General features: G+C 56.0%; 22 protein-coding genes. 11 read left to right on the forward strand and 11 right to left on the reverse strand.

Going from position 1 to position 25,248, the window contains the following annotated elements; all coding sequences use genetic code 11:
- Positions 1–222: 222 nt before the first annotated feature.
- The 6 genes from cirA to EA20_RS0101205 all read right to left on the reverse strand — a co-directional run bounded on the left by cirA (position 223) and on the right by EA20_RS0101205 (position 7,299).
- Positions 223–2,190: a catecholate siderophore receptor CirA gene (gene cirA / locus EA20_RS0101180; RefSeq protein WP_024965085.1), complete on the reverse strand. Its 1,968-nt coding sequence runs from the start codon at positions 2,188–2,190 to the stop codon at positions 223–225.
- Between the two features lie 164 nt (positions 2,191–2,354).
- Positions 2,355–3,140, reverse strand: a complete 786-nt coding sequence (locus EA20_RS0101185) for an ABC transporter ATP-binding protein (protein WP_038381464.1) — start codon at positions 3,138–3,140, stop codon at positions 2,355–2,357.
- On the reverse strand, positions 3,140–4,222 hold the full coding sequence (locus EA20_RS0101190) for an iron ABC transporter permease (protein WP_024965087.1): 1,083 nt from the start codon (positions 4,220–4,222) through the stop codon (positions 3,140–3,142). Before EA20_RS0101190 ends, EA20_RS0101185 begins: the two co-directional genes overlap by 1 nt.
- A 205-nt stretch (positions 4,223–4,427) precedes the next feature.
- Entirely contained in the window at positions 4,428–5,894 is a 1,467-nt protein-coding gene (locus EA20_RS0101195) for an amino acid permease (RefSeq protein ID WP_024965088.1), read from the reverse strand.
- Between the two features lie 151 nt (positions 5,895–6,045).
- Positions 6,046–6,912 (reverse strand): DNA-binding transcriptional regulator YeiE, encoded by an 867-nt coding sequence (yieE, locus tag EA20_RS0101200; RefSeq protein WP_024965089.1) that lies wholly within the window; start codon positions 6,910–6,912, stop codon positions 6,046–6,048.
- Between the two features lie 9 nt (positions 6,913–6,921).
- Complete coding sequence (locus EA20_RS0101205) at positions 6,922–7,299, reverse strand: YkvA family protein (protein WP_024965090.1); 378 nt, start codon at positions 7,297–7,299, stop codon at positions 6,922–6,924.
- 104 nt (positions 7,300–7,403) lie between these two features.
- Between EA20_RS0101205 and EA20_RS0101210 the strand changes: the two genes are divergently transcribed.
- Together EA20_RS0101210 and nfo are read left to right on the forward strand one after the other, a co-directional pair.
- Positions 7,404–8,462, forward strand: a complete 1,059-nt coding sequence (locus EA20_RS0101210; RefSeq protein WP_024965091.1) for a YeiH family putative sulfate export transporter — start codon at positions 7,404–7,406, stop codon at positions 8,460–8,462.
- Positions 8,463–8,532: 70 nt separating this feature from the next.
- The gene (gene nfo / locus EA20_RS0101215) at positions 8,533–9,375 is read left to right on the forward strand and encodes a deoxyribonuclease IV (RefSeq protein ID WP_024965092.1); all 843 of its coding nucleotides are present in this window, start codon (positions 8,533–8,535) and stop codon (positions 9,373–9,375) included.
- 296 nt (positions 9,376–9,671) lie between these two features.
- Here the strand turns inward: nfo and fruA are convergent, their stop codons facing one another.
- From fruA to fruB, 3 genes are read right to left on the reverse strand one after another with little or no spacing between them, the layout of a single operon-like run.
- Complete coding sequence (gene fruA, locus EA20_RS0101220; RefSeq protein ID WP_024965093.1) at positions 9,672–11,369, reverse strand: PTS fructose transporter subunit IIBC; 1,698 nt, start codon at positions 11,367–11,369, stop codon at positions 9,672–9,674.
- A gap of 16 nt (positions 11,370–11,385) precedes the next feature.
- Positions 11,386–12,324, reverse strand: a complete 939-nt coding sequence (gene fruK / locus EA20_RS0101225; RefSeq protein ID WP_024965094.1) for a 1-phosphofructokinase — start codon at positions 12,322–12,324, stop codon at positions 11,386–11,388.
- Complete coding sequence (gene fruB / locus EA20_RS0101230) at positions 12,321–13,454, reverse strand: fused PTS fructose transporter subunit IIA/HPr protein (protein ID WP_024965095.1); 1,134 nt, start codon at positions 13,452–13,454, stop codon at positions 12,321–12,323. Before fruB ends, fruK begins: the two co-directional genes overlap by 4 nt.
- A 390-nt stretch (positions 13,455–13,844) precedes the next feature.
- Between fruB and EA20_RS0101235 the strand changes: the two genes are divergently transcribed.
- Positions 13,845–15,095 carry an MFS transporter gene (locus EA20_RS0101235; RefSeq protein WP_024965096.1) on the forward strand — a complete coding sequence of 417 codons (1,251 nt, stop codon included), beginning with the start codon at positions 13,845–13,847 and terminating at the stop codon, positions 15,093–15,095.
- Between the two features lie 22 nt (positions 15,096–15,117).
- Here EA20_RS0101235 and EA20_RS0101240 read toward each other — a convergent pair whose 3' ends face one another.
- Complete coding sequence (locus tag EA20_RS0101240) at positions 15,118–15,375, reverse strand: YkgJ family cysteine cluster protein (protein WP_024965097.1); 258 nt, start codon at positions 15,373–15,375, stop codon at positions 15,118–15,120.
- A 181-nt stretch (positions 15,376–15,556) separates the two neighbouring features.
- Here EA20_RS0101240 and yeiP point away from each other — a divergent pair, with 181 nt between their 5' ends.
- Positions 15,557–16,129, forward strand: coding sequence for an elongation factor P-like protein YeiP (yeiP, locus tag EA20_RS0101245; protein WP_024965098.1), 573 nt, complete (start codon positions 15,557–15,559; stop codon positions 16,127–16,129).
- A gap of 56 nt (positions 16,130–16,185) precedes the next feature.
- On the opposite strand, the gene EA20_RS0101250 is transcribed toward yeiP, so the two are convergent.
- Positions 16,186–16,494 (reverse strand): hypothetical protein, encoded by a 309-nt coding sequence (locus tag EA20_RS0101250; RefSeq protein ID WP_024965099.1) that lies wholly within the window; start codon positions 16,492–16,494, stop codon positions 16,186–16,188.
- Positions 16,495–16,601: 107 nt separating this feature from the next.
- Here EA20_RS0101250 and EA20_RS0101255 point away from each other — a divergent pair, with 107 nt between their 5' ends.
- The 7 genes from EA20_RS0101255 to EA20_RS0101285 all read left to right on the forward strand — a co-directional run bounded on the left by EA20_RS0101255 (position 16,602) and on the right by EA20_RS0101285 (position 25,248).
- Complete coding sequence (locus EA20_RS0101255; RefSeq protein ID WP_024965100.1) at positions 16,602–17,582, forward strand: GTP-binding protein; 981 nt, start codon at positions 16,602–16,604, stop codon at positions 17,580–17,582.
- Positions 17,583–17,621: 39 nt separating this feature from the next.
- On the forward strand, positions 17,622–18,329 hold the full coding sequence (locus tag EA20_RS0101260; protein WP_024965101.1) for a phosphatase PAP2 family protein: 708 nt from the start codon (positions 17,622–17,624) through the stop codon (positions 18,327–18,329).
- Positions 18,330–18,834: 505 nt separating this feature from the next.
- Positions 18,835–19,407, forward strand: coding sequence for a bifunctional murein DD-endopeptidase/murein LD-carboxypeptidase (gene mepS, locus EA20_RS19470; RefSeq protein WP_024965102.1), 573 nt, complete (start codon positions 18,835–18,837; stop codon positions 19,405–19,407).
- 213 nt (positions 19,408–19,620) lie between these two features.
- On the forward strand, positions 19,621–21,225 hold the full coding sequence (locus EA20_RS0101270) for a cyclic di-GMP phosphodiesterase (RefSeq protein ID WP_024965103.1): 1,605 nt from the start codon (positions 19,621–19,623) through the stop codon (positions 21,223–21,225).
- A gap of 90 nt (positions 21,226–21,315) precedes the next feature.
- Positions 21,316–23,124 (forward strand): extracellular solute-binding protein, encoded by a 1,809-nt coding sequence (locus EA20_RS0101275; protein WP_024965104.1) that lies wholly within the window; start codon positions 21,316–21,318, stop codon positions 23,122–23,124.
- A 10-nt stretch (positions 23,125–23,134) separates the two neighbouring features.
- The gene (locus tag EA20_RS0101280) at positions 23,135–24,223 is read left to right on the forward strand and encodes a microcin C ABC transporter permease YejB (protein WP_024965105.1); all 1,089 of its coding nucleotides are present in this window, start codon (positions 23,135–23,137) and stop codon (positions 24,221–24,223) included.
- Positions 24,223–25,248 (forward strand): microcin C ABC transporter permease, encoded by a 1,026-nt coding sequence (locus EA20_RS0101285; protein ID WP_024965106.1) that lies wholly within the window; start codon positions 24,223–24,225, stop codon positions 25,246–25,248. The genes EA20_RS0101280 and EA20_RS0101285 overlap by 1 nt, the downstream gene beginning before the upstream one ends.

A 25,248-nucleotide genomic window follows, 5' to 3' on the forward strand; every position in this document is an offset into this window, starting at 1 on the left:
TAAACGCTGACAGCTGTAAAAACCCCCAGCCAGGCTGGGGGTTTTACGGACAGGCGAAAGGCTGGAAAGGCACCCGGAAGGTGCAGACATGGGTACCTGGGCAGATTGAAAAGAGACAAAAGGCATCCTCCCTGGCAATCCGGGGTACACCGTCCATGGCGTGGCCCGCTTAACTTTCTGCCCCACTCTCCCGCGCCTCAGGCCAGACAGCCAGCTTTTTGATCAGAACGTATAGTCAACGGCCGCAAAGTAACGGCGACCATCTTCGTTATAGCTGTAGTCGTCCCTGTTCAGATCCTTATCCGCCAGATTAAGCACCCCTGCCCTGATCTTAACGGCTTTATTGACCTGCCAGCTGGCTCCCGTATTCCAGATCGTATAGCCACCCGGCGTGACGCCATCATTATTCAGCGTACGACGCTGACCGCTATAGTTGGCCTGAAGATAGAAAGACCAGTCCTGAAGCGGTGACCAGTCCAGCGTACCGTTTGCGGTATGTAACGGCAGCTCCTGCAGCGGTTTGTTGCCGCCATCGCTTAAGTCACGCCCGTCGGTATAGGTGTAATTGAGCGTCAGTTTCCAGGCTTCTGAGAACGGGATTTTCAGCTCGGTTTCCACACCGTTGATGCGCGCCTTATTGACGTTGTAATAGCGGAATATCGCTTTACCATCTTCGTCAAAGCCAACAAAGTTCGGGTAGGTCGGCGCAAGCGCCGCATTTGGTGTACGCGCGATATTGATCATGTCATCAATATTATTCTGGAATGCGGTCACGCTGCCGGTAACGCCATCCAGTAACCCCTCGTCGCCCGCGTAATAGAGGCCCAGCTCGAAGCTTTCGCTGGTTTCAGGTTTCAGATCTTTGCTGCCGACCACCGCACAGGAGCCACGGCAGGAGTTCGTCTGCCAGTCAGGACTCAGTTGCAGAAGCGACGGCGCTTTAAAGGCGTTTGCCCAGCCGCCTTTCACCGTCAGCGTATCGGTGGCGTTATACACCAGATAAGCACGGGGGCTCCAGTGATCGCCATAGGTCTGGTGATCGTCCATACGGACGCCGGTGGTCAGTGCCAGCGAGTCGAATATCCGCCATTCATCTTCGACAAACAGCGCGTACTGGCTGGCCGACGTGCTACCGCTACCCTGCAAATTAACCGGATCTTCCAGTTTATCGTGGCGGGCTTCACCACCAAAGGTCAGCAACTGGTTAATATCACCCAGCGGCAGAATCAGCTTACCGTCAAGCGAGTTGTTTTTGGCGACGATATTGTCACCGCCGGTGTAATTATCCACGCGGTCGCCGTAAAAGCGCAGCTCGGTATTGCCCCAGCCCCAGCGTCCGTTATGGCCCACGGAATAGTTTTGTCGCTCAAGGCGATTTTTATCCAGTGAGTCGGAATCACGATCCTGACGATCGAAACCGTAGCCGAAAGTCATATCCTGATCTTCGGTTGGCGTCAGGGCAAACTCAACGTTGCCGTCGCGGGCGGTATAGCCTTCAATGCGTGGCGACAGGCCGCTGTCGCTGGTGGAGGAAGCCTGCTGACTATCCTTCTCGCGCTTGCCCAGGCTGCCGTACATCTTCACGCCCAGTAGGCCATCAATAATCGGGCCGCTGGTAAAAAAGTTACCGTTATAGCTGTCGCCGCGATCGCGGTGCTCCTGCACCGTCGTATCCGCACTCAGGATGCCGTGCCAGGCTTTGCCTACCTTACGCGTGATGATATTGACCACGCCGCCCAAGGCGTCGGAGCCATACAGTGAAGACATCGGGCCGCGCACCACTTCGATACGCTCAATGGCGTCGGCAGGGATCCAGTTCAGGTCGAAGTCGTTATGGCGGAATACCGCGTTGCGCGAATTGACGCGCTTTCCGTCTATCAGGATCAGCGTATAGCTGCTGTCCAGCCCGCGCAGGCTCACGCCTTTGCGGTTGTCGCCCTCGTTAGTGAGCTGCACGCCGGGCACATCACGCAGGACGTCCCGCAGATTCTGTACTGGCTTTCGCTTTATATCTTCAGCGGTAATAACGCTGATGCTGGCGGGGGCGTCTTTCAGATTCACTTCGACGGCGGAGGCGGTTACAACCAGCGTATCTTCATCTGCCTGACCCTCCGCTGCAGCAACCGAAAAAGTAACGGCGAGCGCGGACGCGCAGAGCCCACAGCGGACAATGGGATTCAACCTGAACATTTAGATCTCCTTGAGGCGCAATATCTTTAATCAAACGTGAATAATTTATTTTGCTCACATGAAAACGGCGGAGTGATCTCCGCTCATTATTTCCGGTATTGTTTCCGGTTATTTATTTTTATATTAACGGAAGGCTTAACACCTTCCGTTATTTACTTACTGGCTCAGATGGCGGGTTCGCTGACCAGACCATCTATCAGCACCTGCGGCGTCCCCTGAGAGCAGCGCTCTATGCGGCCTCTCACGCCATAGACCCGCGCCAGACTTGCGGGCGTGATGACCTCTTCCGGTAATCCATCGGCAATTAACTCGCCATTTTGCAGCATCAATACATGTTCGGCGTGGCGAAGCGCAATATTAATATCGTGCACCACGACGACGGTAACCATATTACGCAGCTGGGTTTCCCGCCGGACTAAATCCATTACGTGAAACTGATAATTTAAATCGAGCGCGCTCAGGGGTTCATCCAGTAATAACAGATCCGGACGACGAATAAGGGACTGCGCCAGGCCGACCAGTTGCTTCTGCCCGCCGGAAAGCTGATCGAGATAGCTTAGCGCCAGATGCGCAATGCCCAGCTGTTCCAGCAGCGCCATCACTTCCGCTTCACTTGCCGCGTTGCTGCGCCCACCGGAAGCACGCTGGGCAACGATAATCGACTCCAGCACGTGCAGGTGCACGCCTGCCGGCAGCGATTGCGGCAGATAGACCACCCGTTCGGCGCGGCGAGCAAACGGCAGCGCCATCAGATCTTCACCGTTCAGCCACAGCTCGCCCTGAGCGCGATTCAGCCCCGCCAGCGCGCGCATCAACGTTGATTTGCCGCAGCCGTTCGGTCCCAGCAGCACGGTGATCTTGCCGCGTGGTAGCAGAGGCACGTTGAGGTTGTTGATAATAGTGCGTTTCGGATAACCGGTATGAAAGCCTCTGATTTCTACCCCATTCATCAGACAGTCCCCCGGTGACGCAGAATGATACTCAAAAAGAACGGCACGCCCACCAGCGACGTAACGATGCCGACGGGAATAATGACGCCCGGGATCAGGTTTTTCGACACCACTGACGCCATCGACAGAATAAGCGCGCCGGTCAGCGCGCTTGCGGGCAGATAGAAACGGTGATCTTCGCCGAAAATCATCCGGGCGATGTGCGGGGCTACCAGGCCGATAAAGCCAATGGGGCCAACAAAAGCGACCGCCAGCGCGGAAAGCATGCTGATGCGCAGCAGCGTTCCCAGCCGCAGACGGCGCACATCAATACCGAAACTCACCGCGCGATCTTCACCCAGACGCAGCGCGGTCAGCTTCCAGCAGTTCATCATGGAAAACGGCACGAGGATGACCAGCGCCAGCGTCAGCACGCCCAGCTTTTCCCACGAGGCGCGGGCAAGGCTGCCCATCGTCCAGAATACCAGCCCCTGCAGCGTATCTTCGTTGGCGATAAACTGCATCATCGAAACCAGCGCGTTAAAGGTAAACACCAGCGCAATGCCAAACAGCACCACGCCCGAGGTGGCGACGCGCGTCCAGCGGGTAATGCCGTCGAGCATCAGGGCGGCAAAAAGCGCAAAAATAAAGGCGTTGGCGGAAATAAACCACTGACCGGGTATGCCAGGAATGCCAATGCCCAGCACGATAGCCAGCGCAGCGCCGAACGCCGCAGCCGAAGAAACACCGAGGGTAAAGGGGCTGGCAAGAGGGTTATTCAGAATGGTCTGCATTTCAGCGCCGGCAAGGCCCAGCGCCAGGCCGACCACGATCGCCATCAGTGCATAAGGCAAACGGATATCCCAGACGATGACCCGCGTTCCCGCATCAACCTGCTCTGGCGACAGCAGCGCCTGCCACAAAACGTCCAGTGAAAGTCCAGCCGGGCCAAGCGTGAAATCGAGCACCAGTGAGGCGATGATGGCCAGCAGCAGTACGCCCATGATGATAAAGCGATAACGCAGCAGCTGATGGTAGCGCCCCATTGTGCCCTGCAAAGGTGGCTGACCCGCGCAGTGGGTCGTGTCGTGACTTACGCTCATGTGAATACCTGTTAATCCGAAATACCCCAGCGAACGCCCCGGGGATGAGGCGGCGGCGGAAAAGTTACGGCAGTAACAATAAAGCAAACGATAATCATTATCAATCAAATCTGTCACACATTATGACAGATTTTCCGTCTGCAAGACGATACCGTAAAAGGCAAAAAAAAGGCGCGGAATCCGCGCCTTAGCTGAAGCGATAACATTATTTGGTAAATGTCGGAAACGTCATGTCGCTGTATTTCACGAAGCGGGATTTCCGGGTCAGCTTGTAGCCAAACCAGATGATCAGAAACAGCGGAATACCAATATAGGTAGCCGCTACCGCATACCAGTCAATGCGATCGGCCAGAAAAGCCTGATAGTTCTGACCGAGCGTGATGATCAGGCAGAGCACAAAGGCGAAAATTGGCCCAAGCGGGAAGAAACCGGAGCGGTACGGCAGGTCGGCCAGATCGTGCCCCTGAGCGACATAACCGCGTCGGAAACGGTAGTGGCTGATGGCAATGCCAAGCCAGGCGATAAACCCTGTCATGCCGGAGGTATTCAGCAGCCAGAGATAAACGGTCTGATTACCAAACATGGAGGTCAGGAAGCAGAGTCCCGCCACTACCGTGGTGGCGTAAAGCGCATTGCGCGGCACGCCGCCTTCAGACAATTTGCCGAAAATGCGTGGCGCTTTGCCTTCGCGCGCCAGGGTAAACAGCATTCGCGTTGAGGCATACATGCCGGAGTTCCCGGCGGAAAGCACCGCCGTCAGGATCACCGCATTCATGACCGCCGCCGCCGAGAGCAGGCCGGCATGCTGGAACACCAGGGTAAATGGACTGACGCTGATATCTTTCACGTCGTTACGCAGCAGGCTGGGATCGGTATAAGGAATGATCAGGCTGATCACCAGAATGGCGAACACATAAAACAGCAGAATACGCCAGAACACCTGCCGCACCGCGCGCGGAATATTTTTGGCCGGCTCTTCAGACTCACCGGCGGCAATGCCGATCAGTTCGGTGCCCTGGAAAGAGAAACCCACTATCATCGCCACGCCAATCATCGCTGAGAAACCGCCTGAGAAAGGCGCATCACCAATTTGCCAGTTCTGCCAGCCCGCGGTCTCTGCGCCGCGCAGGATACCGGTGATCATCAGCACGCCGACGGCGATAAAGATAATGACGGTGACCACTTTGATTAGCGAGAACCAGTATTCCGCTTCGCCAAAGCCTTTTACCGAAATATAGTTAAGCAGGAAGATCAGGCAAAGGAACAGTGCGCTCCAGATCCAGCCCGGCGTGTCGGGGAACCAGTAAGTCATCACCAGCTGCGAGGCGACGAGGTCAACGGCGATGGTAACTGCCCAGTTGTACCAGTAGTTCCAGCCCAGCGCGAAGCCGAAGCCTTCCTCAACGTAGTTGGCGCCGTAGGTCGAAAACGAGCCGGAGACCGGCATAAATGCGGCCAGTTCGCCGAGGCTGGTCATCAGGAAATAGACCATCAGGCCGATTAACGCGTAGGAGAGCAGCGCGCCGCCCGGTCCCGCCTGAGAAATAGTCGCGCCCGAGGCAACAAATAAGCCGGTGCCAATCGAACCGCCAATGGCGATCATCGTCAGATGACGCGCCTTTAATTCACGCCTTAGCGCAGGTTGTTGTGTTGTTTTTGTGTCCTGAACCATCTTGAAATGCTGCGTCCTGGAAAAAATAATGCGCGATTGTAACAAACTCCGCCCAACGGACCAGAATTTCAGGCCTGTTATAAGATAGCTTCATGATCCCTGCCGGATTATAAGCGCCAGCCTGATATTGTCCGCATCCGGCCTTAACCGCTTATTCCGTGCAGTAGCTCAGAAAGCGCGTCAGTGAGCGGGAAAGGTGTTTCTGACGGTGATGGATGCGGTAAAGCGTACGGGTGAGTTTTGGAAGCGGTATGGCAACCTCTTTCAGCGATCCGAGCGTGAGTTGCTCCTCAACAACCCGACGAGAGAGGCAGCTGATACCCATACCGTGACGCACGGCGTGTTTGATCGCCTCGGAATTCCCCAGCTCCATCGCCAGCCTGAACTGCGGCAGATGTGACATCAGCTGATAGTCAACGATCTCCCGCGTGCCGGAACCATGCTCACGCAGGATCCAGGGCGCGCTGGCCAGTGACGCCAGCGTAACCGGCTGAGTAAAGATCGCCGAACCGGGGGCGGCGAAGACCACCAGCTCATCCTCCAGCCAGGGTTCGCTGATCAAATCCGTCATATGACAGGGACCTTCGATCAGGCCGATATCGACGCGGAAATCCGCTACGGCATTGATCACGTCCAGCGTGTTGCCGACGCTCAGTTCAAGCGGCAGATCCGGATAATCTCGTCGCCAGCCTGCCATCATGCCCGGCAGCAGGTAGTTACCGATGGTGCTGCTGGCGTAAACGCGCAACGCACCGTTATCCTCACGAAAGAGCATCTCTATTTCCGATGCCTGTTCCAGTAGCGCAACCGCCCGCGGATAAAGTAGCCGGCCATGCTCATTGACTACCAGCCTTTTTCCCACGCGGTCAAACAGCTGAACACCAAGCTGTCCTTCCAAATCGGCCAGTGCTGCACTGACCGCCGACTGCGAGAGCGCCAGTCCCAGCGACGCCTGCGTGGTCGAGCCGCTTTTCAGCACCTCACAGAACACTGTCAGCTGCCTTAAGGTAATGTGCATCGCTGTCCCTTATGCCAGATAATGCTGAATAACATAGACAATTACGCCGCCCCAGAGCAGCACTACGCACAGGATCGCAAACCGGCTGATCGCGGTTTTTCCCCTGGCCCGCTGCCGCTCGGCCTGCTGCTGGCTGGCCGACCTGACCCCCGCCGGCAGCAGCCTTAACAGCAGGCGAATACCCAGCGGAACGATGATGGCATCGTCCGCCAGGCCGAGCAGGGGAATCAGGTCCGGTATCAGATCGATCGGGCTGAAGGCATACACGCCCAGTCCGCCCGCCAGTAGCGGCATCCATCCCGGCGTGCGGGGATCGCGGCAGGCGTACCAGAGCGTAAGCACATCTTTTTTAAACAGGCTGACCCATCTGCGCAATCGCCAGAACATGCCGGACTCCATATCACTTATAGTGGTTAGTTATAAATATATAATCAATTTCTCTTTTAAGCCATTTCTCCCCATACTGCCGCTATTACATAAGGAGACACGCTATGGCTGAAATCACTCTCTCTCGCCACGCTTCAGGACCGCTCGCTCCCCTGCCTGGTCTGCTGCTGGCGCTGGCCATCGCCGCCGCCGCACTCTGGCTGGGCAGTCTGCCGCAAATCGCCGCGCTGGGGCTCGGTGCGCTGACGCTGGCTATTCTGTTTGGGATGGTAATAGGTAACACCTTTTATTCGCACTTAGCCACTCATTGTGATGCTGGTGTGCTGTTCGCCAAGCAATATCTGCTGCGGTTAGGGATTATCCTGTACGGTTTCCGTCTCACCGTTCAGCAAATTGCTGATGTTGGCATCAGCGGCGTGCTGATCGATGTGCTGACGCTCAGCTCCACATTTTTGCTCGCTTGCTGGCTGGGCCGACGTCTCTTTGGGCTGGACCGGGATACCGTCTGGCTGATTGGTGCCGGTAGCAGCATCTGCGGCGCGGCAGCGATTCTGGCGACGGAACCGGTGATCAAAGCGGAACCGTCAAAAGTCGCGGTAGCCATTTCGACCGTGGTGATCTTCGGTACGCTGGCGATTTTTATCTACCCCATGCTCTATCCGCTTGCCAGCGCTATCTGGCCCTCGCTTTCACTGACGGAATGGGGAGTATTTACCGGCTCCACCATGCATGAAGTGGCGCAAGTTGTGGCGGCAGGCCATGCCGTCAGCCCGGAAACGGAAAACGCGGCGGTGATTGCGAAAATGCTGCGCGTCATGATGCTGGCCCCCTTCCTGCTGCTGCTCAGCGCCCGGATCAGAGCAACCGCCAGCGTAAACGGCAGCACCTCGGGAAAAATGACTTTTCCCTGGTTTGCCCTGATCTTTATCGGCGTGGCACTGTTTAATTCGCTGCATCTGCTGCCGCCATCGCTGGTCAACACCATTAACCAGCTGGATACCCTGCTGCTGGCGATGGCGATGGCTGCGCTGGGTCTGACGACACACGCCAGCGCCGTGAAGCGCGCCGGGATAAAACCCCTGATGATGGGTCTGATCCTGTTTATCTGGCTGATCGTCGGCGGCGGCGCAATCAATCTGATCGTCCAGCATTTGTTGTCATAACTTCCTGCGGTTTGCGGTTATCATGACGCGCCCGCATCTCCGGATGCAGAAACTTAACAGGAGAAACGGCATGAAATATATCGGTGCCCACGTCAGCGCCGCCGGCGGCGTGGACCAGGCGGTCCTTCGCGCACATGAACTGGACGCCACGGCGTTTGCCCTCTTCACCAAGAATCAACGCCAGTGGCGGGCCGCGCCGCTCAGTGAGGCAGTGATTAGCGCTTTTCGCGCCGCCTGCGAAAAATATCACTACACCTCTGCCCAGATCCTGCCGCACGACAGTTTTCTGATAAACCTGGGACATCCGGAAGAAGAGGCGCTGGCAAAGTCGCGCACGGCATTTCTGGATGAGATTGTCCGCTGCCAGCAGCTGGGCCTCACGCTGCTCAATTTCCATCCCGGCAGCCATCTGAATCAGATTGATGAAACGGCCTGTCTCAAGCGCATTGCCGAATCGATCAATATCGTGCTGGATAAAACGGAAGGCGTGACGGCGGTGATTGAGAATACCGCCGGTCAGGGCAGCAATCTCGGCTTCCGCTTTGAGCATCTGGCTGAAATTATTGACGGTGTGGAAGATAAAACCCGCATCGGCGTTTGCATCGACACCTGCCACGCCTTCGCGGGTGGATACGATCTGCGTACGGAAGAGGATTGCGTCAAAACCTTCAACGAATTTGAACGTGTGGTCGGTTTCCGCTACCTGCGCGGTATGCACCTGAATGATGCCAAAAGCCAGTTCGCCAGCCGCGTCGATCGTCATCACAGCCTGGGCGAAGGCAATATTGGTAGAACCCTGTTCAGCTGGCTGATGAAGGACAGCCGCTTCGACGGTATCCCTCTGATTCTGGAGACGATACAGCCTGCGATCTGGAAAGATGAAATCGCCTGGCTGAAGTCAGAACAGCGTTAACGGGGAGCCGGCGACGCTTCCGGTGCTGAAAGCCCACGCGCCCTGCTCTCTTTCCCCAGCCCCCGAGGCGGGCGCTTTATTTCATGCTGCCCGCCGCTGGTTAGTCAGGGAAACGTGAAAAGAGAAGAACAAAGTCGGGTGCCATAAAGCAGAGGCCGGACTATCAGGCAGGAGACTTTTTATCTCTTCAGAATCAGATCCGTATGCGGCGCCTGCGCTGAGTAAATAAGCAAAAAAAATCCCCCGTGCAGTACGGGGGATTTTTGTTTCAGCGCACAGTGGTGACTGCGCTATTCTCAGGCTTTCACCAGTTCCGCTTCAGGACGCTTCAGCAACGCATAAGCGAGACCTGCCACCGCCGTTCCGGCAATAATCGCTACCAGGTAGCCGATAACCGGTGTAATGGCACCAGGAATCAGCAGCACGAACAGGCCACCGTGCGGTGCCATCAGTTTCGCGCCGACCCACATGGAGATAGCGCCAGTCAGCGCGCCGCCAGCGATGCAGCAAGGCAGTACGCGCATCGGGTCGCGGGCGGCAAACGGAATTGCCCCTTCCGAGATAAAGCAGAGCCCCAGCACCAGTGCCGCTTTGCCACCTTCCTGCTGGCCTTTATTAAACTTCCGGCGGGCCACCAGCGTCGCCAAGCCCATCGCCAGCGGCGGCACCATACCTGCCGCCATAATGGCTGCCATCGGCGCGTAGGTTTGCGAACTCAGAAGCCCCACACCAAACGCATAGGCCACTTTGTTGACCGGACCGCCCATATCGGTACACATCATGCCGCCCAGGATTGCCCCAAGCAGAACGGCGTTTGCGGTACCCATGTTAGCCAGCCAGTGCGTCAGGCCTTCCATGATTTTCGCCACCGGCGTACCGACCACGTAAATCATCAGCAAGCCGGTGATCAGGCTGGCGACCAGCGGGATAATCAGAATAGGCTTGAGCGCTTCCATACTTTGCGGCAGCTTCACCTTCGAGCTCAGGAACTTCGCTGCATAACCGGCAATGAAACCGGCGATAATGCCGCCAAGAAAGCCTGCGTTGATGCTGGTGGCGATCATGCCGCCAATCAGGCCAGGCGTCAGGCCCGGACGGTCGGCGATGGAGAAAGCGATAAAGCCTGCCAGCACCGGCACCATCAGCGCAAAGGCGCTGCCGCCGCCAATCTGCATCAGCGCAGCGGCCAGCGTGCCTTCTTCTTTAAACGCGGTAATACCAAAGGCGAAGGAGAGCGCAATGCTCAGGCCACCCGCCACCACCATCGGCAGCATATAGGAGACGCCGGTCAGCAGATGCCGGTAAGCGCCCGCCCGCTCTTTCTTACCTTCTTCAGCTGTGGCCTGCCCACCTTCAGGCTTATAAGGCCTGGCTTCCGCGACAGCTTTATCCAGCTCCTGCGCGGTTTTTTTCAGCGCCAGCCCGGTTGAGGTACGGTACATCGGCTTACCGGCAAACTTCGCCAGGTCAACTTCAATATCCGCCGCCACAATCACCAGATCGGCGGCGGCCACTTCTTCCGGCGTGATCGCGTTACCGGCACCGACTGAACCACGGGTTTCCACCTTGACCCACCAGCCGCGCTTTTTGGCTTCGGTATCTATCGCTTCCGCCGCCATAAAAGTATGGGCCACGCCGGTCGGGCAGGCTGTGACCGCCACGATGCGCTTAGGTCTTTGCTCAGCCGATACGGCAGTCGGCGTGCTTTGCGCCGCTTCCGCTGGCGCATGCCAGGCTTTGGCTTCGGTCTGGGCAGCCTGGAGTACCGTTTCCGGCTGGCGCAGAAGCTGTTCAATATCCGCCAGATAGACGGACTTGCCGTCCAGCCCGGCGCCAGCAGGCACCGTTTTGCCCGCCACAATAATCCGGTCCGCTTCGGCCAGGTTATCGGTCAGGGTCAGTCCCAGTTTACCTGCCGCCGCGGCCAGGTTGTTTTTTGCCAGATAGCCCGTTGCCAGCCCCAGCGAAGGATCCATTATCAGCAGCGTTTTCATTATGCCTCTCCTGCTGTCAGTTAAAAGGTGCCAGGTCGACGCGCGCCATCATTGCGGCCAACTGGGTACGATCGGTAACGCCAACATTGCTCTGACTGACGGCCAGCGCCGCAACAGCCGTGGCAAGCCGCAGGGTATGCTCGCTGGACTCCCGCATCAGCAGGCCGTAGATCAGCCCGCCAACCATTGAATCCCCTGCCCCTACCGTGCTTACCACTTCACACGCGGGCGGTTTGGCAATCCATTCGCCTGATGCATTCACCCACAGCGCGCCTTCCGCGCCGAGCGAAATCACCACGTGAGCGATGCCCTGCTCGCGCAGCGCGTGCGCGGCCTCAATCACATCCTGTAAGGTGGGAAGCTTGCGACCCGCCCAGATTTCCAGTTCGCGCCGGTTGGGCTTAACCAGCCAGGGCGCCGCTTTCAGTCCGGCAACCAGCGCCTCGCGGCTACTGTCGAAGATAATGCACGGGCACTGGCTGCGCAGCGCGCTCATCCATTCGGTAAAGGCCTCCGGATTGACGCCGGCCGGCAAGCTGCCGCTGACGCAGACCATATCGAACTGGCCAAGCCAGGTCAGTGAATCGGCGGTGAAACGCTCCCAGTCCTGTGCCGTGACCTCAAAACCGGAAAAGTTAAGATCGGTAACGTCGCCATCCTTTTCGGTCAGCTTAACGTTGATGCGGGTACGGCCTTCCACCACCTGGAAGCGGTTCGCAATACCTAAGTCGCTGAAGAGATGCTGAAAGCCATCCTGATTCTCTTTTCCGAGAAAACCGCCTACCGTTACGTCAATACCTAAATCTTTCAGTACTTTGGCAACGTTAATACCTTTTCCGGCGGCGTGCAGGCCGGTGGTTTTAACCAGATTGACTTCTCCCCGCTCAATCTCAGGCGTATAGCCCACCAGATCGTAGGCGGGATTGAGGGTGATAGTGGCTACGCGTCTGCTCATGCTGCGCCCTCGCCCAGACCAGAAGCGATAGCTTCACCAATGGCATCCAGCGCCGCACGGGCGTCTTCGCCGCTGGCGCTAAAGCGCAGGCGGTGGCCTTTTTTCACGCCCAGCGCAACCACTTTCATCAGGCTGCGTCCGTTGGCCGGTTTGCCGCTGCCATCCAGATTGGTGACGGTGACGTCGCAGTTAAACTGTTTGATTACGCTGACCAGCGCAGTACCCGGACGGGCATGCAGGCCGTGTTCATTACGGATGGTAAACTCTTCAGTCAGGACTTCAGCCTGTTCTGAAACCTCACTGGTCAGCAGCGCCAGAATACCTGCAGCGTCAGCGGTCAGCAGGCGTCCGGCTTTCTGATTGTTCAGCAGATCGCTCAGGTAGTTCAGCACCTTCAGCGGTTGTTCATCGGTAACCGCCACGGTAATCAACAGCGCTGCCTTTTCGCCTTCCACCTCAAAAGGTGCGGCGCTGCGGCTCACGGCCACCGCGCTGCCGAGATTGCCTTCAGTGCTGTCGCTCAGCCAGATGCCCTGCCCAAGGTTGAGCGGGCGGGCGGAGATAACACTACTGACGAAAGCGGCATCCACCGCGCCCGCCTGCTGCAGACGTCCGGCGTTCAGTGCCTGTAGCGTGATCAGATCGCTGGCGGCCACCTCGGTCGCAATCAGCGAGACGTCGAACTTAAATTCCGTGCCCTGTTTTTCGCCCATCAGCAGGCTGCGCAGCATTTCAGCTGAATCTGTCGTCTTCAGCGCTTCTGCCACGCTGTCATCGCTCAGCACATGGGTCAACTGACGCAGCAGCGCGAGGTGTTCATCCGATTTTGCTGCAATTCCGATCACCACATAAGCCGTCTGATCGTCACCCCACGCAATGCCCTGCGGATATTGGTAAACCTGCACGCCGGTCTGTAAGACCAGGTCGCGGGTATCCGTCGTGCCATGTGGAATAGCAATGCCATTACCCAGGTAAGTTGAGGTCTGCTGCTCGCGGGCAAGCATGCCGTTGACATAGCCCTCACCCACATTGCCCGCACGGGTCAGTGCGGCTGCCACCTGACGGATGGCTTCCTCTTTATCACCGGCTGAGGCGCCGGGATGAATAGCGGACAGATCTAGCTGGAACATAGGCCTCCTCGCTGCTGAATTTGAATCGTTTCAGCTACTGTGAGAAAAAAAGCGTTATCGGTGATGCCAGTGGGCCGGGCGATAACGCTGAAACGTTTCAATTAGTGTCGTCTGTCCACGGTAAGCTATGCAAGTTTTACCGTCAGGCGTTTTACAGATATTTGAAGCCACGCACACTTTGCTGAGGCTGACCGCTAAAAACCGGCGCCGTTGCTGAAGGCATGCTGACAAGCAGGTGGGACTGCAGGTTCTCGTTCAGCAAACACAGACACACGAACAAACGGCGTGATAACCCTGCACAGTTCAGGCGTGCATAAGCCGTAAATTCACTTCTTAAACCCGGCCACGAAGCGTAGAATCTGCCCGTTTTCACCGACCTGGCTCTCACTTATGCAAACGCCTGCTCTTTTACGTTCTCTACCCGATCGCCAGTCGCTGGCGTTTCTTCTGGTCACTTTTGTCACCGGCCTGACCGCGGCGCTACAAACGCCAACGCTGAGCCTGTTCCTGACCACGGAGGTTAAGGTCCGGCCTTTTATGGTGGGTCTGTTTTTCACCGGTAGTGCGCTGATTGGCATCCTGGTGAGCCAGCTTCTGGCACGCTACTCCGACAGCCGGGGCGACAGGAGAACGCTAATCCTGATCTGCTGCCTGGTCGGTGCGCTCGCCTCGCTGCTTTATGCCTGGAACCGCAACTATCTGATCCTGCTACTGCCGGGCGTGGTACTTTCAACGTTCGGCTCCACGGCGACGCCTCAATTGTTTGCGCTCGCACGTGAATACAGGGATCTGAGCGGACGCAGCAGCGTGATGTTCACCTCCGTTATGCGCACCCAGGTCTCTCTGGCCTGGGTACTGGGGCCGCCGCTGGCCTTCGCGCTGGCGCTGGGCTTCGGATTTCGCACCATGTACTGCTGCGCCGCGGCGGCCTTTATTGTCAGCGCGCTTATCGTCTGGCGCTATCTGCCCAGGATGCAGAAAACGCGGGTTGTGACGGGCGGGAAATTACAGACGCCGCGCCAGAATCGCCGCGATACGCTGATGCTTTTTACCGGCTGTACGCTGATGTGGGCCTGCAACGGACTCTATCTGATCGCTATGCCGCTCTATGTGGTCAATACGCTGCTGCTCCCGGAGAAGCTGGCCGGTGTACTGATGGGCCTGGCCGCCGGGCTGGAAATTCCGGTTATGCTGCTGGCGGGTTATTACGCCAGACGGGTTGGTAAACGTAATATGATGCGGCTGGCGTCGCTGGCGGGTTTACTCTTTTATGCCGCCACGCTCTGTTTCAGCGCCGCCCTGCCGCTGCTGATTATTCAGCTGTTTAATGCCATTTTCATTGGCATTCTGGCGGGGATTGGCATGATCTATTTTCAGGATCTGATGCCGGGTCAGGCCGGGGCGGCCACCACGCTGTTTGCTAACACCACGCGCATGGGCTGGATCATTGGCGGCTCGCTGGCGGGCACGGTGGCAGAAATCTGGGGCTACGCGACGGTTTTCTGGTGCGCCGTGGCGATGATGGTCCTGGCAACGGGCTGTATATGGGGTCTGAAAGAGGTAAAAGAGACGGATCAAAAGGCGGCGGTTTCTCCGGCTGGCAACGTTCCGGCGGCCTCATCATCTGGCACGGAACAGTAAGGGAGCGGTACTGCGCCTTCCATCAGCCTGGCGCGGTTTGCTGCTCCAGGTCGAGCAGCCAGGTCATCGCTTCTGCGCGGCTGGTCCGGCACATCTCAAAAGCGGGTTTCAGTCCGGCACAAACGGCAGGCCGCAGCGGCGACAAGAATATCCGGCAGCGCATATCCTCATCAAGCTGAACGCAGCGCGTGTTGGCAGGCTTGCCGTCCGGCATACCGGGAATAGGCGATGAGATTGAGGGCGCGGTACAGCAGGCCCCGCAGGCAGTACGGCACTCCATAACGTCCCTCCTCAATGAAAGCGCGACAATAGCAGGCAGCCTGCGGGAATACTATCCTTTAGTGAGTCCTTTTTTACGCAGGTTTTACGCGTCCGGCGTCCGGTGACTACTTGCCTGAAACCGCCGGCAAGAGTAAGTTGACGCGAGAAATTTCACCGGCCCCTTCTGTCGAGAGAATGTAATGCCAAGAGCAAATGAGATAAAAAAAGGTATGGCGGTCAGCTTTAACGGCAAGTTGCTGTTAGTTAAAGATATTGACGTGCAAAGCCCGAGCGCCCGTGGCGCTTCCACCCTCTATAAAATGCGTTTTACCGATATCCGTACCGGACTGAAAGTAGAAGAGCGTTTTAAGGGCGATGATATTATTGACGCCATCTCCCTGAGCCGCCGCCAGGTGACCTTTTCCTATATTGATGGCGATGAATACGTCTTTATGGATGATGAAGACTACACGCCTTACGTCTTCAAAAAAGAACAGATTGAAGAAGAGCTGCTGTTTATTCCGGAAGGCGGCATTCCGGGGATCCAGGTTTTGACCATGGATGGACAGGTGCTGGCGCTGGAACTGCCACAAACCCTGGATATGGTGATAACCGAAACCACGCCCGGCATTAAAGGCGCTTCTGCCAGCGCCAGAACCAAGCCGGCCACGATGAGCACCGGTCTGGTTGTCCAGGTGCCGGAATATCTTAGCAGCGGTGATAAAATTCGTATTCATATCGCCGAACGCCGCTATATGAGCCGCGCGGACTAGTTGATTTATAAGCGGCAGGCAGCAGGTGCGCTGCCGCTTTTGTTATGTTATAACACTCACTTATAGCTAACGATCAATTCGCCCATCGTATGGGCCTCATTCAGCCAGCGAACTTCAGTGCTGCCAACATTCGCGGGCAGAGCCTGGCGGGAATCGAGCGGGAGCGACGCCGTCTGCCTCTTCCCGTTGCGGTAACAGGTAGCGTTGACCTGATTACGCTGCTGATCCATTTCGCAGGATGTCTCTGTCACCGCGCCCTGAAATCGCATCGTTCCAGAACCGTTTTGAATCGCAGTCTCCGCTGCCATTGCGCTGCTCATCCATGAGGTTAACAGTCCAGCAATAATCACTTTAATGCCGTTCATACTTACCTCATTAATTCACGCTTTGCCCGCTAAGGATAGTCATTAGCAGCGCTTTTAACCTTTAACCCAATGTAAATAACCCTCTGATATTCCTGAAGGAGAGAGTAATGACACGCGTTAACCTCATCACCGGATTCCTCGGCTGCGGAAAGACCACCACACTCCAGCATTTGCTGGCCCATAAGCCTGAAGGAGAGAACTGGGCGGTTCTGGTCAACGAATTTGGTGAAGTGGGTATTGACGGTGCACTGCTGGCAAAAACCGGGGCGGTGCTGAAGGAAATTCCGGGCGGCTGTATGTGCTGTGTCAACGGCCTGCCAATGCAGGTAGGGCTGAATATGCTGCTCAAACAGGCCAGGCCCGATCGCCTGCTGATTGAACCCACCGGGCTCGGCCATCCTAAACAGATTCTGGATATGCTGTCGGCCGAGATTTATCGCCCCTGGCTGACGCTGGATGCCTCACTCTGCGTGCTGGACCCTCGCCAGCTCAGTGAAACCCGCATCGTGGAAAATGAAAACTTTCGCGATCAGCTAGCCGCGGCCGACATCATCGTCGCCAATAAAGAAGATCGCTGGGCAGATGCTGACCGCGAGGCATTGCTGGTCTGGCAGGCCCGGAAGGGTGAGGGGCGGTTAGTGGTTTCCGCCCGTTTTGGTGAGATCGATCCGGCGCTGCTGGCTCATCCTCGCCGCAACTTGCGCGAGTTACCCACGGCACACCACCATCACGGCCGGGCTGAATCTGGCCTGGCGGCGCTTTCGCTGACGCCCAATGCGCGCTGGCGCCGCTCGCTGAATCAGGGACAGGGCTATCACGCCTGCGGCTGGGTTTTTGATGCCGATACCGTTTTTGACACTATCGGCCTGCTGGAGTGGGTGCGTCTGGCGCCGGTAACGCGGATTAAAGGCGTGATGCGTATTCAGGAAGGCCTGCTGAGCGTGAACCGTCAGGGCGAAGATTTTCATTTTGAGACGCGCCAGCTCGCGCCGCCGGACAGCCGTATTGAAATCATTCATGAGGATGACGCGGACTGGAACACGTTACAGAGCGCATTGTTGAAGCTTCGTTTAATCTCTGTGCCATAATCTGCGCAGCTAAAATGCCTTTATTAACTCTGGACCGAAATGACAATTAACCGTTTACTGAAAATCCTGGTGCTGAACGCGCTGGGTTTTGCGCTGTTTCTCTCCTGGTATCTGCCGGCTAACCACGGTTTTTGGTTCGGGGTTGATAAAAACCTGTTCTATTGGTTCAACGATCGCCTGGTAACCAACAAAGCGCTGTTATGGATGCTTGCTATTACCAACTTCCGTGCCTTCGACGGCGTTGCGCTGCTGGCGATGGGGGCACTTTATCTCTCTTTATGGCGTCGTGAAACGCCGGAAGGCCGTCGCCGTATGCTGGCGATTGGCATAACCATGCTGATCAGCGCCGTCATTCTGAATCAGCTGTGCCGCTTTATCCCCGTTTCACATCCCAGCCCAACCAAATTTTTTCCCAACGTTAACCACGTAGGCCAGCTGACAGGTTTTCCTACGAAGGATGCGTCCGCCAATAGTTTTCCAGGCGATCATGGCATGATGCTGATGATATTTGCCTCCTTCATGCTGCGTTATTTCACCCGCCGGGCTTTTCTTATTGCGGTGGCGATTGTGCTGGTCTTTGCAACACCGAGGATTATGATCGGCGCGCACTGGCTTACCGATGTCGTTGTAGGTTCGCTCTCCGTGGTGCTGGTGGGAATGAGCTGGTGGTTAATGACCCCGGCCAGTGATTACCTTGTTAATTTCCTGAATCGCTTTATGCCGGGTAAAAATAAGCCTGTCCGCTAAGTGAAATAGTCTCCCCGGACGTCAGTTCGGGGCGACGACAGGTAAATTCACCAAATGGTATTATTAGCCTCCTAATAAAGGCACTGCCCTTACGATTATTAAATCCCCTCCCATGCCAGCATCACCTGTCTCACCCATTGTCCAGCGGGTCTAATCTGATTTTTCACAAATTGCTAAACTCCGGACCAGAAAGAGTGATTTTTTTCCTCAAGTTTTCTCCATACTTGCCGATAAAACGCCCCACTGAAAGCAATGCTGTTTGACATCAAAAAAAGCATTAAAAAGTCAGTAAAACCCCTCGCCATGGGGCTTGTAATCGGGTAACCTCATTTTCGTTCGGTCCCAGGTTGTAAACTATTTCCACGAGTTACACTTTAAACTGTGTTCCCTGACACGTTTTTACAATTCAGGAATTGTCTTACCCGGGTCGCGCTTATTATTCTCGTTTCGCTTCGCAATTATTTGACGACATCGTCGTTAAGGACTTCAAGGGATCACAAACATAATGGTCACATCTCAACCGATACTGAGATATATCTGGCGGGTGCTTCCCGCGGTCGCATTAGCGACGTTACTGTCAGCCTGTAGTAGTACAAATAGCCACAACAATGCACAAACTGATACTCATGCAGTTAAGAACAACGGTTTTTTACTGCAAGCGTCTCAGGATGAATTCGAACAGTTGGTCCAGAACGTGGATATTAAATCCCGCCTGATGGATCAATATGCGGACTGGAAGGGCGTACGTTATCGCTTCGGCGGTACCAGTAAACGCGGCATTGATTGTTCAGCCTTTGTTCAGACCACCTTCCGTGAACAGTTTGGTCTCGATCTGCCCCGTTCTACCTATGGACAGGAAGATGTGGGGAAAAGTATTACGCGTGGCAAACTTCGCGCGGGGGATATTATCCTGTTCCGCACGGGTCCGAGAGGACGCCACGTGGGCATTTATCTCGGCAATGATAATTTCGTTCACGCTTCGACCAGCAGCGGCGTCATGATTTCCAGCCTTAACGACAGCTACTGGAAACCGCGCTACCGTGAAGCCCGTCGGGTGCTGGGAAACAAACAAAGCTGATTTAGCTTCCCTGAAGTCCGCGAAACGAAAAAAACACGCTGCTCCGGCAGCGTTTTTTTTACCTGACGCCTGGCCTCCCTACCGGCAACTGTGAAGCCTTAAAACAGGATGATTTCATAACAGAGACAGGCAATAGTGATCCTGCCACGCCGTTATTCCGGCCATCCCCGCAGGTATAAAATGCATTAACAGGCACTTACGGAAGACAACCCAATGCCACTTTCCACCACATTCAGACGACATCTCTCTCTGCCGCGCCGGATTATCTGCGCCAGCGTAGCAACCGGTCTGACTGTTTCTGTTCTGTTTATTGTCATTACGCTACTGCTGGTCTGCCAGCGGCGACATGAACAACATGACCGGCTGGCCAGCGATACCCAGGCTTATATGCTGAATGCCTTTACGATCCTGACGCAAAAGCTCTCACCCTTACAAGCCCTCACGCCAGATGATTGTGCCGCCGCAAAAGCCGATCTGACGCAGCGGGCCGCATTTGCCGGTAACGTTCGTACGATCATGTTGGTGGAAAACCGTATAGCCTTCTGCTCTTCAGCAACAGGCTTCGTGCATAAAGATATTCGCCAGTTCTCTCCTCATTCCGATCTTCATAAGGCCGTGGATATCCAGCTCGTTGCCAGCACGCCAAAAGTGGCCGATCGTCCCGCCCTGATTTTCTGGCGGCAGAACCCACACCATCAAGAGCGGGGTGTTCTGGCGCTGATGAACATTAATCTGAGCCCTTATCTGCTGCTGATCGCCAGACAGAAAGCGGTCACCGATATGGCGATTGTTGCCGGAGACCAGGCACTAAGGTTAACGGATGAACGGTTAACGAAGGCCAGCTTGCTGCCCACTCATCCGCTGCGCACCCTGACGGTTCCCGGCTATCCTGTCAGCATCCTGCTGTATGGCACTCTCTTATCCCTGAGTGACTTGCTGATTACCCTGCTGCTTGGATCACTGTTAGCGCTGCTCAGCGGCTGCGGCTGTTTTCTGCTCCTGACGCACCGACGGCGTCCCGGAAAGGAGATCCTGCTGGGCATCCGGCGCGGTGATTTTTATGTGGAATACCAGCCCCTTATTGAATCCACTACGGGTCAGCCCTATGGCGTGGAAGCGCTGCTACGCTGGACGCATCCCACCGTGGGCACCGTTTCGCCGGAGGCGTTTATCCGCTATGCCGAAGGACAGAACCTGATCGCTCCCCTGACGCGGCATCTGTTTGAGCTGGTCGCCCGTGATGCGCATCAGCTGCGCGATACGCTGCCTGAGGGCATCCGCATCGGGCTGAATCTTTCGCCGCTCCACCTGACTGACGGTGAATTTTGTGAGGATGTCCGCCGCTGGCTCTCCGCCATGCCACAGGATCATTTTTGTTACGTGTTCGAAATCACAGAAAGTGCCATGGTCAGCGACCGTAACGCCGGGGCGATTTTCGAATGGCTGCATGAGCAGGGCATAGGCATCGCCATCGACGATTTCGGTACCGGACACAGCGCCCTGATTTATCTGGAGAAATTCAAATTCGACTACCTTAAGATTGATCGGGGATTTGTGCAGAGTATCGGCCGTGAAACCGTCACCTCACCGGTGCTGGATGCGGTAATTACCCTGGCGAAAAAGCTGAAGCTGAAAACTATCGCCGAAGGCGTGGAAGATGAAAAACAGGCCCGGTGGCTGATTAAGCGCGGCGTCACTCATCTTCAGGGCTATCTTTACAGCCCGCCACTCAGGGTGCCGCAGCTGATTGATTATTTCGCCAGCGCCGCACGCACCGCCGGCCAGCGTGATTTTTCCGCCAGGCGTCAGGAAGCGTAACGACGTGTTTCGCTACGTTGATTTCTTCTTCTGCCTGCTGGTAGGCTTGTCGCCGGACCAGATCTGTTCGCCGGGGAGCGTAACAACATCATGAAAATGCGCGGGTATCTTTTTCTTTTACTCAGCTTAGTGACCTCGCTGGCGCAGGCGGAGACCATTACCCAAAGCTATGCATTCGCGCAGCTGGGCGAGCCCAAATACGCTCACGGCTTCACTCATTACGATTATGCCGCGCCTGAGGCACCGAAAGGCGGCAGCATCACGCTTTCCGCCATTGGCACTTACGACAACTTTAACCGTTTCGCCTCCAGAGGTAACCCGGGCCAGGGAACAGATACTCTTTATGATTCCCTTTTTACCCCTTCGGAAGATGAGCCTGGCAGCTACTATCCGCTGATTGCCGAGTTTGCCCGCTATCCTGACAGCTACCGCTGGGTTGAAATCACTCTTAATCCCCGGGCACGCTTCCAGGATGGTTCGCCCATCACCGCCCGCGACGTGGTCTTTACCTTTAACAAATTTATGACGGAAGGCGTGCCGCAATACCGGGTTTTTTATAAAGGCGTCACCGCCCGCGAGGTCTCTCCGCAGGTAGTCCGCTTTGACCTGCCAACATCCGATCGCGACAAGCTGCTCTCTATGCTCTCCACGCCGGTTTTCCCCGAAAAATTCTGGCAGAATCATAAGCTGTCGGAACCGCTGGCCTATCCGCCTCCGGGCAGTGGTCCCTACCGGGTGAGTGCATACAGAGTGGGCCAGTACATCACCTATGCCCGGGTTAAAGATTACTGGGCAGCGGATCTGCCGGTCAACAAAGGGCGCTTTAACTTCGACCGTATTCGCTATGACTACTATATGGATGATAACGTGGCTTTTGAGGCCTTTAAGGCCGGCGCGTTTGATTTCCGGGCAGAAGGCTCCGCGAAAAAATGGGCGACGCAATATCGCGGCACGCAGTTTGATAACCATTTTATTATCAAAGATGAGGAGCCTAATCACGTTGCCACCAATACCACCTGGCTGGCCTTCAACGTTACCCGCCCGCAGTTCAGCGATCGACGCGTACGGCAGGCGCTTTCCCTCGTCTTTGATTTTAACTGGATGAATAAAGCGCTGTTTTACAATGCCTATCAGCGCACCAACAGCTATTTTCAGAACACGGAATATGCCGCGCGCCAGCTTCCTGATGCCGACGAGCTGAAAATCCTCAATGCCCTGAAGGGCGAGCTGCCTGAAGAGGTCTTTACAGCGATTTATCAGCCAGCGGAATCTGACGGTAGCGGCTACGACCGCGCAAACCTGTTGAAAGCGCTCTCGCTGTTAAAGCAGGCTGGCTGGGAGCTGAGAAACCAGACACTGGTTAATGTGAAAACCGGGCAACCCTTCCGTTTTGAACTGCTGCTGCGCAGCGGTGGCAACGACCAGTGGGTATTTCCCTTCCAGCACACGCTCACCCGGCTTGGCATTCAGCTGAATATTCGCCAGGTTGACAGTTCGCAGTATCTGGCCCGCGTCCGCAAAAGTGATTTTGATATGCTGCCCTCCCCTTACCCGGCCATGGCTTTCCCGGACAGCAACCTGCAGTTTTACTGGGCGACAGCGTTTATTGATTCCAGCTATAACCGGCCGCACGTCAGTAATCCGGTCATCGACCAGCTGGTGGAGCAGATCAACCAGCATCAGGGCGACAAGGCGGCGCTCCTGCCGCTTGGCCGGGCGCTGGATCGCGTTCTGCTGTGGAGTCATTACATGATCCCGATGTGGTACAACGCCAGCGATCGCTACGCTTACTGGAATAAATTTTCGATGCCGGCCACGCGCCCCACCTACTCGCTGGGCTTTGACAGCTGGTGGTATGATGTCAACAAAGCCGCGCAGTTGCCGGATCAACGTCGTTAAGGAGTGAAGTTTGGGTGCTTACCTGCTACGCAGACTGCTGTTGATCGTTCCCACACTGTGGGCAATTATCACCATTAACTTTTTTATCGTGCAGATCGCGCCCGGCGGACCGGTTGATCAGGCGCTGGCTAATATTGAATTTGGACAGACGACGGGATTACCTGGCACGGGCGGCGCGGAAACGCAGGCACGTGGTTCGCTCAGCGTAAACCCTGGCGACAGTCAGTATCGCGGTTCTCGCGGACTTGATCCGGAAGTGGTGGCGGAAATCACCCGCCGCTACGGCTTCGACAAGCCGCTTTATCAGCGCTATCTGGATATGCTGTGGAACTATGTCCGCTTCGATTTTGGCGACAGCCTGTTTCGCAGCAGTTCGGTAACGACCTTAATCAAAGACAGCCTTCCCGTTTCGATCACGCTCGGCCTGTGGAGTACGCTGATCATTTACCTGGTCTCGATCCCGCTCGGCATTAAAAAAGCGGTACGCAACGGCAGCGCCTTCGATATCTGGAGCAGCACGCTGATTATTATCGGCTATGCCATTCCCTCTTTTCTGTTCGCTATTTTACTGATTGTTTTGTTTGCTGGCGGCAGCTATCTCGACTGGTTCCCGCTTCGTGGGCTGGTTTCGCCCCAGTTTGATACGCTGCCCTGGTACAGCAAAATCACCGATTATCTCTGGCATATTACGCTGCCCGTTATCGCCACGGTTATCGGCGGTTTTGCCACCCTGACGATGCTGACTAAAAACGCTTTTCTGGATGAGATCCGCAAGCAGTATGTGGTGACCGCGCGGGCGAAGGGCCTGGATGAGAAAAAGATTCTCTATCGCCATGTTTTCCGTAACGCCATGCTGCTGGTTATCGCGGGCTTTCCCGCCACCTTTATCAGTATGTTTTTCACCGGATCGCTGCTGATCGAAGTGATGTTTTCACTTAACGGGCTGGGCCTGCTTGGCTACGATGCCACTATTCAGCGCGACTACCCGGTGATGTTCGGTACGCTGTTTATCTTTACGCTGATCGGCCTGTTGCTGAATATTTTGAGTGATATTACCTATACGCTGGTCGATCCGCGTATCGATTTCGAGGGACGATAATGAGCCGTTTAAGTCCTGCTAACCAGGCGCGCTGGGCGCGATTCCGCCAGAACCGTCGCGGCTACTGGTCGCTGTGGATTTTTATCGTGCTGTTCGTGCTCTGCCTTGGCGCCGAGTTGCTGGCTAACGATAAACCGCTGCTGATACGCTACCAGGATAGGACCTGGTTTCCTCTGCTGGTGAACTACAGCGAGAGTGATTTTGGCGGCCCGCTTGCCACGGCGGCAGATTATCAGGATCCCTGGCTAAAAAAACGTATCGCACAGGATGGCTGGGCCATCTGGGCGCCGATCCGCTTCGGTGATAACACCATTAACTTTGCCACGGATGTTCCCTTCCCTTCTCCCCCTTCGGCGCAAAACTGGCTTGGCACCGACGCGAACGGCGGCGATGTGCTGGCGCGCATTCTGTATGGCATGCGTATTTCGCTGCTCTTCGGGCTGATGCTGACGCTGGTTTCCAGCGTGATAGGCATTGCCGTCGGCGCTGCTCAGGGCTATTACGGCGGCAGGGTCGATCTCTGGGGCCAGCGCTTTATTGAAGTCTGGTCGGGGATGCCGACGCTGTTTCTGATTATCCTGCTGTCAAGCGTGATCCAGCCCGGCTTCTGGTGGCTGCTGGCGATTACCGTGCTGTTCGGCTGGATGCAGCTGGTAGGCGTGGTGCGTGCCGAATTCCTGCGCGCGCGTAATTTTGACTACATTCGTGCGGCGCAGGCGATGGGCGTCAGCGATCGTCGCATTATGTCCCGTCATATGTTGCCAAACGCGATGGTCGCCACGCTGACCTGGCTGCCGTTTATCCTTTGCGGTTCGATCACCACCCTCACCTCGCTCGATTTTCTGGGGTTTGGCCTGCCGCTCGGCTCGCCCTCCCTGGGCGAGCTACTGCTTCAGGGGAAAAATAATCTGCAGGCGCCGTGGCTCGGCATCACGGCGTTTTTCTCGCTGGCTATTTTGCTTTCACTACTTATTTTTATCGGCGAGGCTGTCCGCGACGCCTTCGATCCCAGTAAGGTGTACTGA

Source organism: Pantoea sp. IMH, from assembly GCF_000599885.1.
GTDB lineage: Bacteria > Pseudomonadota > Gammaproteobacteria > Enterobacterales > Enterobacteriaceae > Erwinia.

Coding starts and splice junctions, on each gene's coding strand:
- mepS (WP_024965102.1), top strand. CDS start 18,835: ATGGTCACATCTCAACCGATACTGAGATATATCTGGCGGGTGCTTCCC.
- EA20_RS0101275 (WP_024965104.1), top strand. CDS start 21,316: ATGAAAATGCGCGGGTATCTTTTTCTTTTACTCAGCTTAGTGACCTCG.
- yieE (WP_024965089.1), bottom strand. CDS start 6,912: ATGCACATTACCTTAAGGCAGCTGACAGTGTTCTGTGAGGTGCTGAAA.
- fruA (WP_024965093.1), bottom strand. CDS start 11,369: ATGAAAACGCTGCTGATAATGGATCCTTCGCTGGGGCTGGCAACGGGC.
- EA20_RS0101260 (WP_024965101.1), top strand. CDS start 17,622: ATGACAATTAACCGTTTACTGAAAATCCTGGTGCTGAACGCGCTGGGT.
- EA20_RS0101190 (WP_024965087.1), bottom strand. CDS start 4,222: ATGAGCGTAAGTCACGACACGACCCACTGCGCGGGTCAGCCACCTTTG.
- EA20_RS0101210 (WP_024965091.1), top strand. CDS start 7,404: ATGGCTGAAATCACTCTCTCTCGCCACGCTTCAGGACCGCTCGCTCCC.
- yeiP (WP_024965098.1), top strand. CDS start 15,557: ATGCCAAGAGCAAATGAGATAAAAAAAGGTATGGCGGTCAGCTTTAAC.
- EA20_RS0101240 (WP_024965097.1), bottom strand. CDS start 15,375: ATGGAGTGCCGTACTGCCTGCGGGGCCTGCTGTACCGCGCCCTCAATC.
- cirA (WP_024965085.1), bottom strand. CDS start 2,190: ATGTTCAGGTTGAATCCCATTGTCCGCTGTGGGCTCTGCGCGTCCGCG.
- EA20_RS0101195 (WP_024965088.1), bottom strand. CDS start 5,894: ATGGTTCAGGACACAAAAACAACACAACAACCTGCGCTAAGGCGTGAA.
- fruK (WP_024965094.1), bottom strand. CDS start 12,324: ATGAGCAGACGCGTAGCCACTATCACCCTCAATCCCGCCTACGATCTG.
- nfo (WP_024965092.1), top strand. CDS start 8,533: ATGAAATATATCGGTGCCCACGTCAGCGCCGCCGGCGGCGTGGACCAG.
- EA20_RS0101185 (WP_038381464.1), bottom strand. CDS start 3,140: ATGAATGGGGTAGAAATCAGAGGCTTTCATACCGGTTATCCGAAACGC.
- EA20_RS0101285 (WP_024965106.1), top strand. CDS start 24,223: ATGAGCCGTTTAAGTCCTGCTAACCAGGCGCGCTGGGCGCGATTCCGC.
- EA20_RS0101205 (WP_024965090.1), bottom strand. CDS start 7,299: ATGTTCTGGCGATTGCGCAGATGGGTCAGCCTGTTTAAAAAAGATGTG.
- fruB (WP_024965095.1), bottom strand. CDS start 13,454: ATGTTCCAGCTAGATCTGTCCGCTATTCATCCCGGCGCCTCAGCCGGT.
- EA20_RS0101255 (WP_024965100.1), top strand. CDS start 16,602: ATGACACGCGTTAACCTCATCACCGGATTCCTCGGCTGCGGAAAGACC.
- EA20_RS0101235 (WP_024965096.1), top strand. CDS start 13,845: ATGCAAACGCCTGCTCTTTTACGTTCTCTACCCGATCGCCAGTCGCTG.
- EA20_RS0101250 (WP_024965099.1), bottom strand. CDS start 16,494: ATGAACGGCATTAAAGTGATTATTGCTGGACTGTTAACCTCATGGATG.
- EA20_RS0101270 (WP_024965103.1), top strand. CDS start 19,621: ATGCCACTTTCCACCACATTCAGACGACATCTCTCTCTGCCGCGCCGG.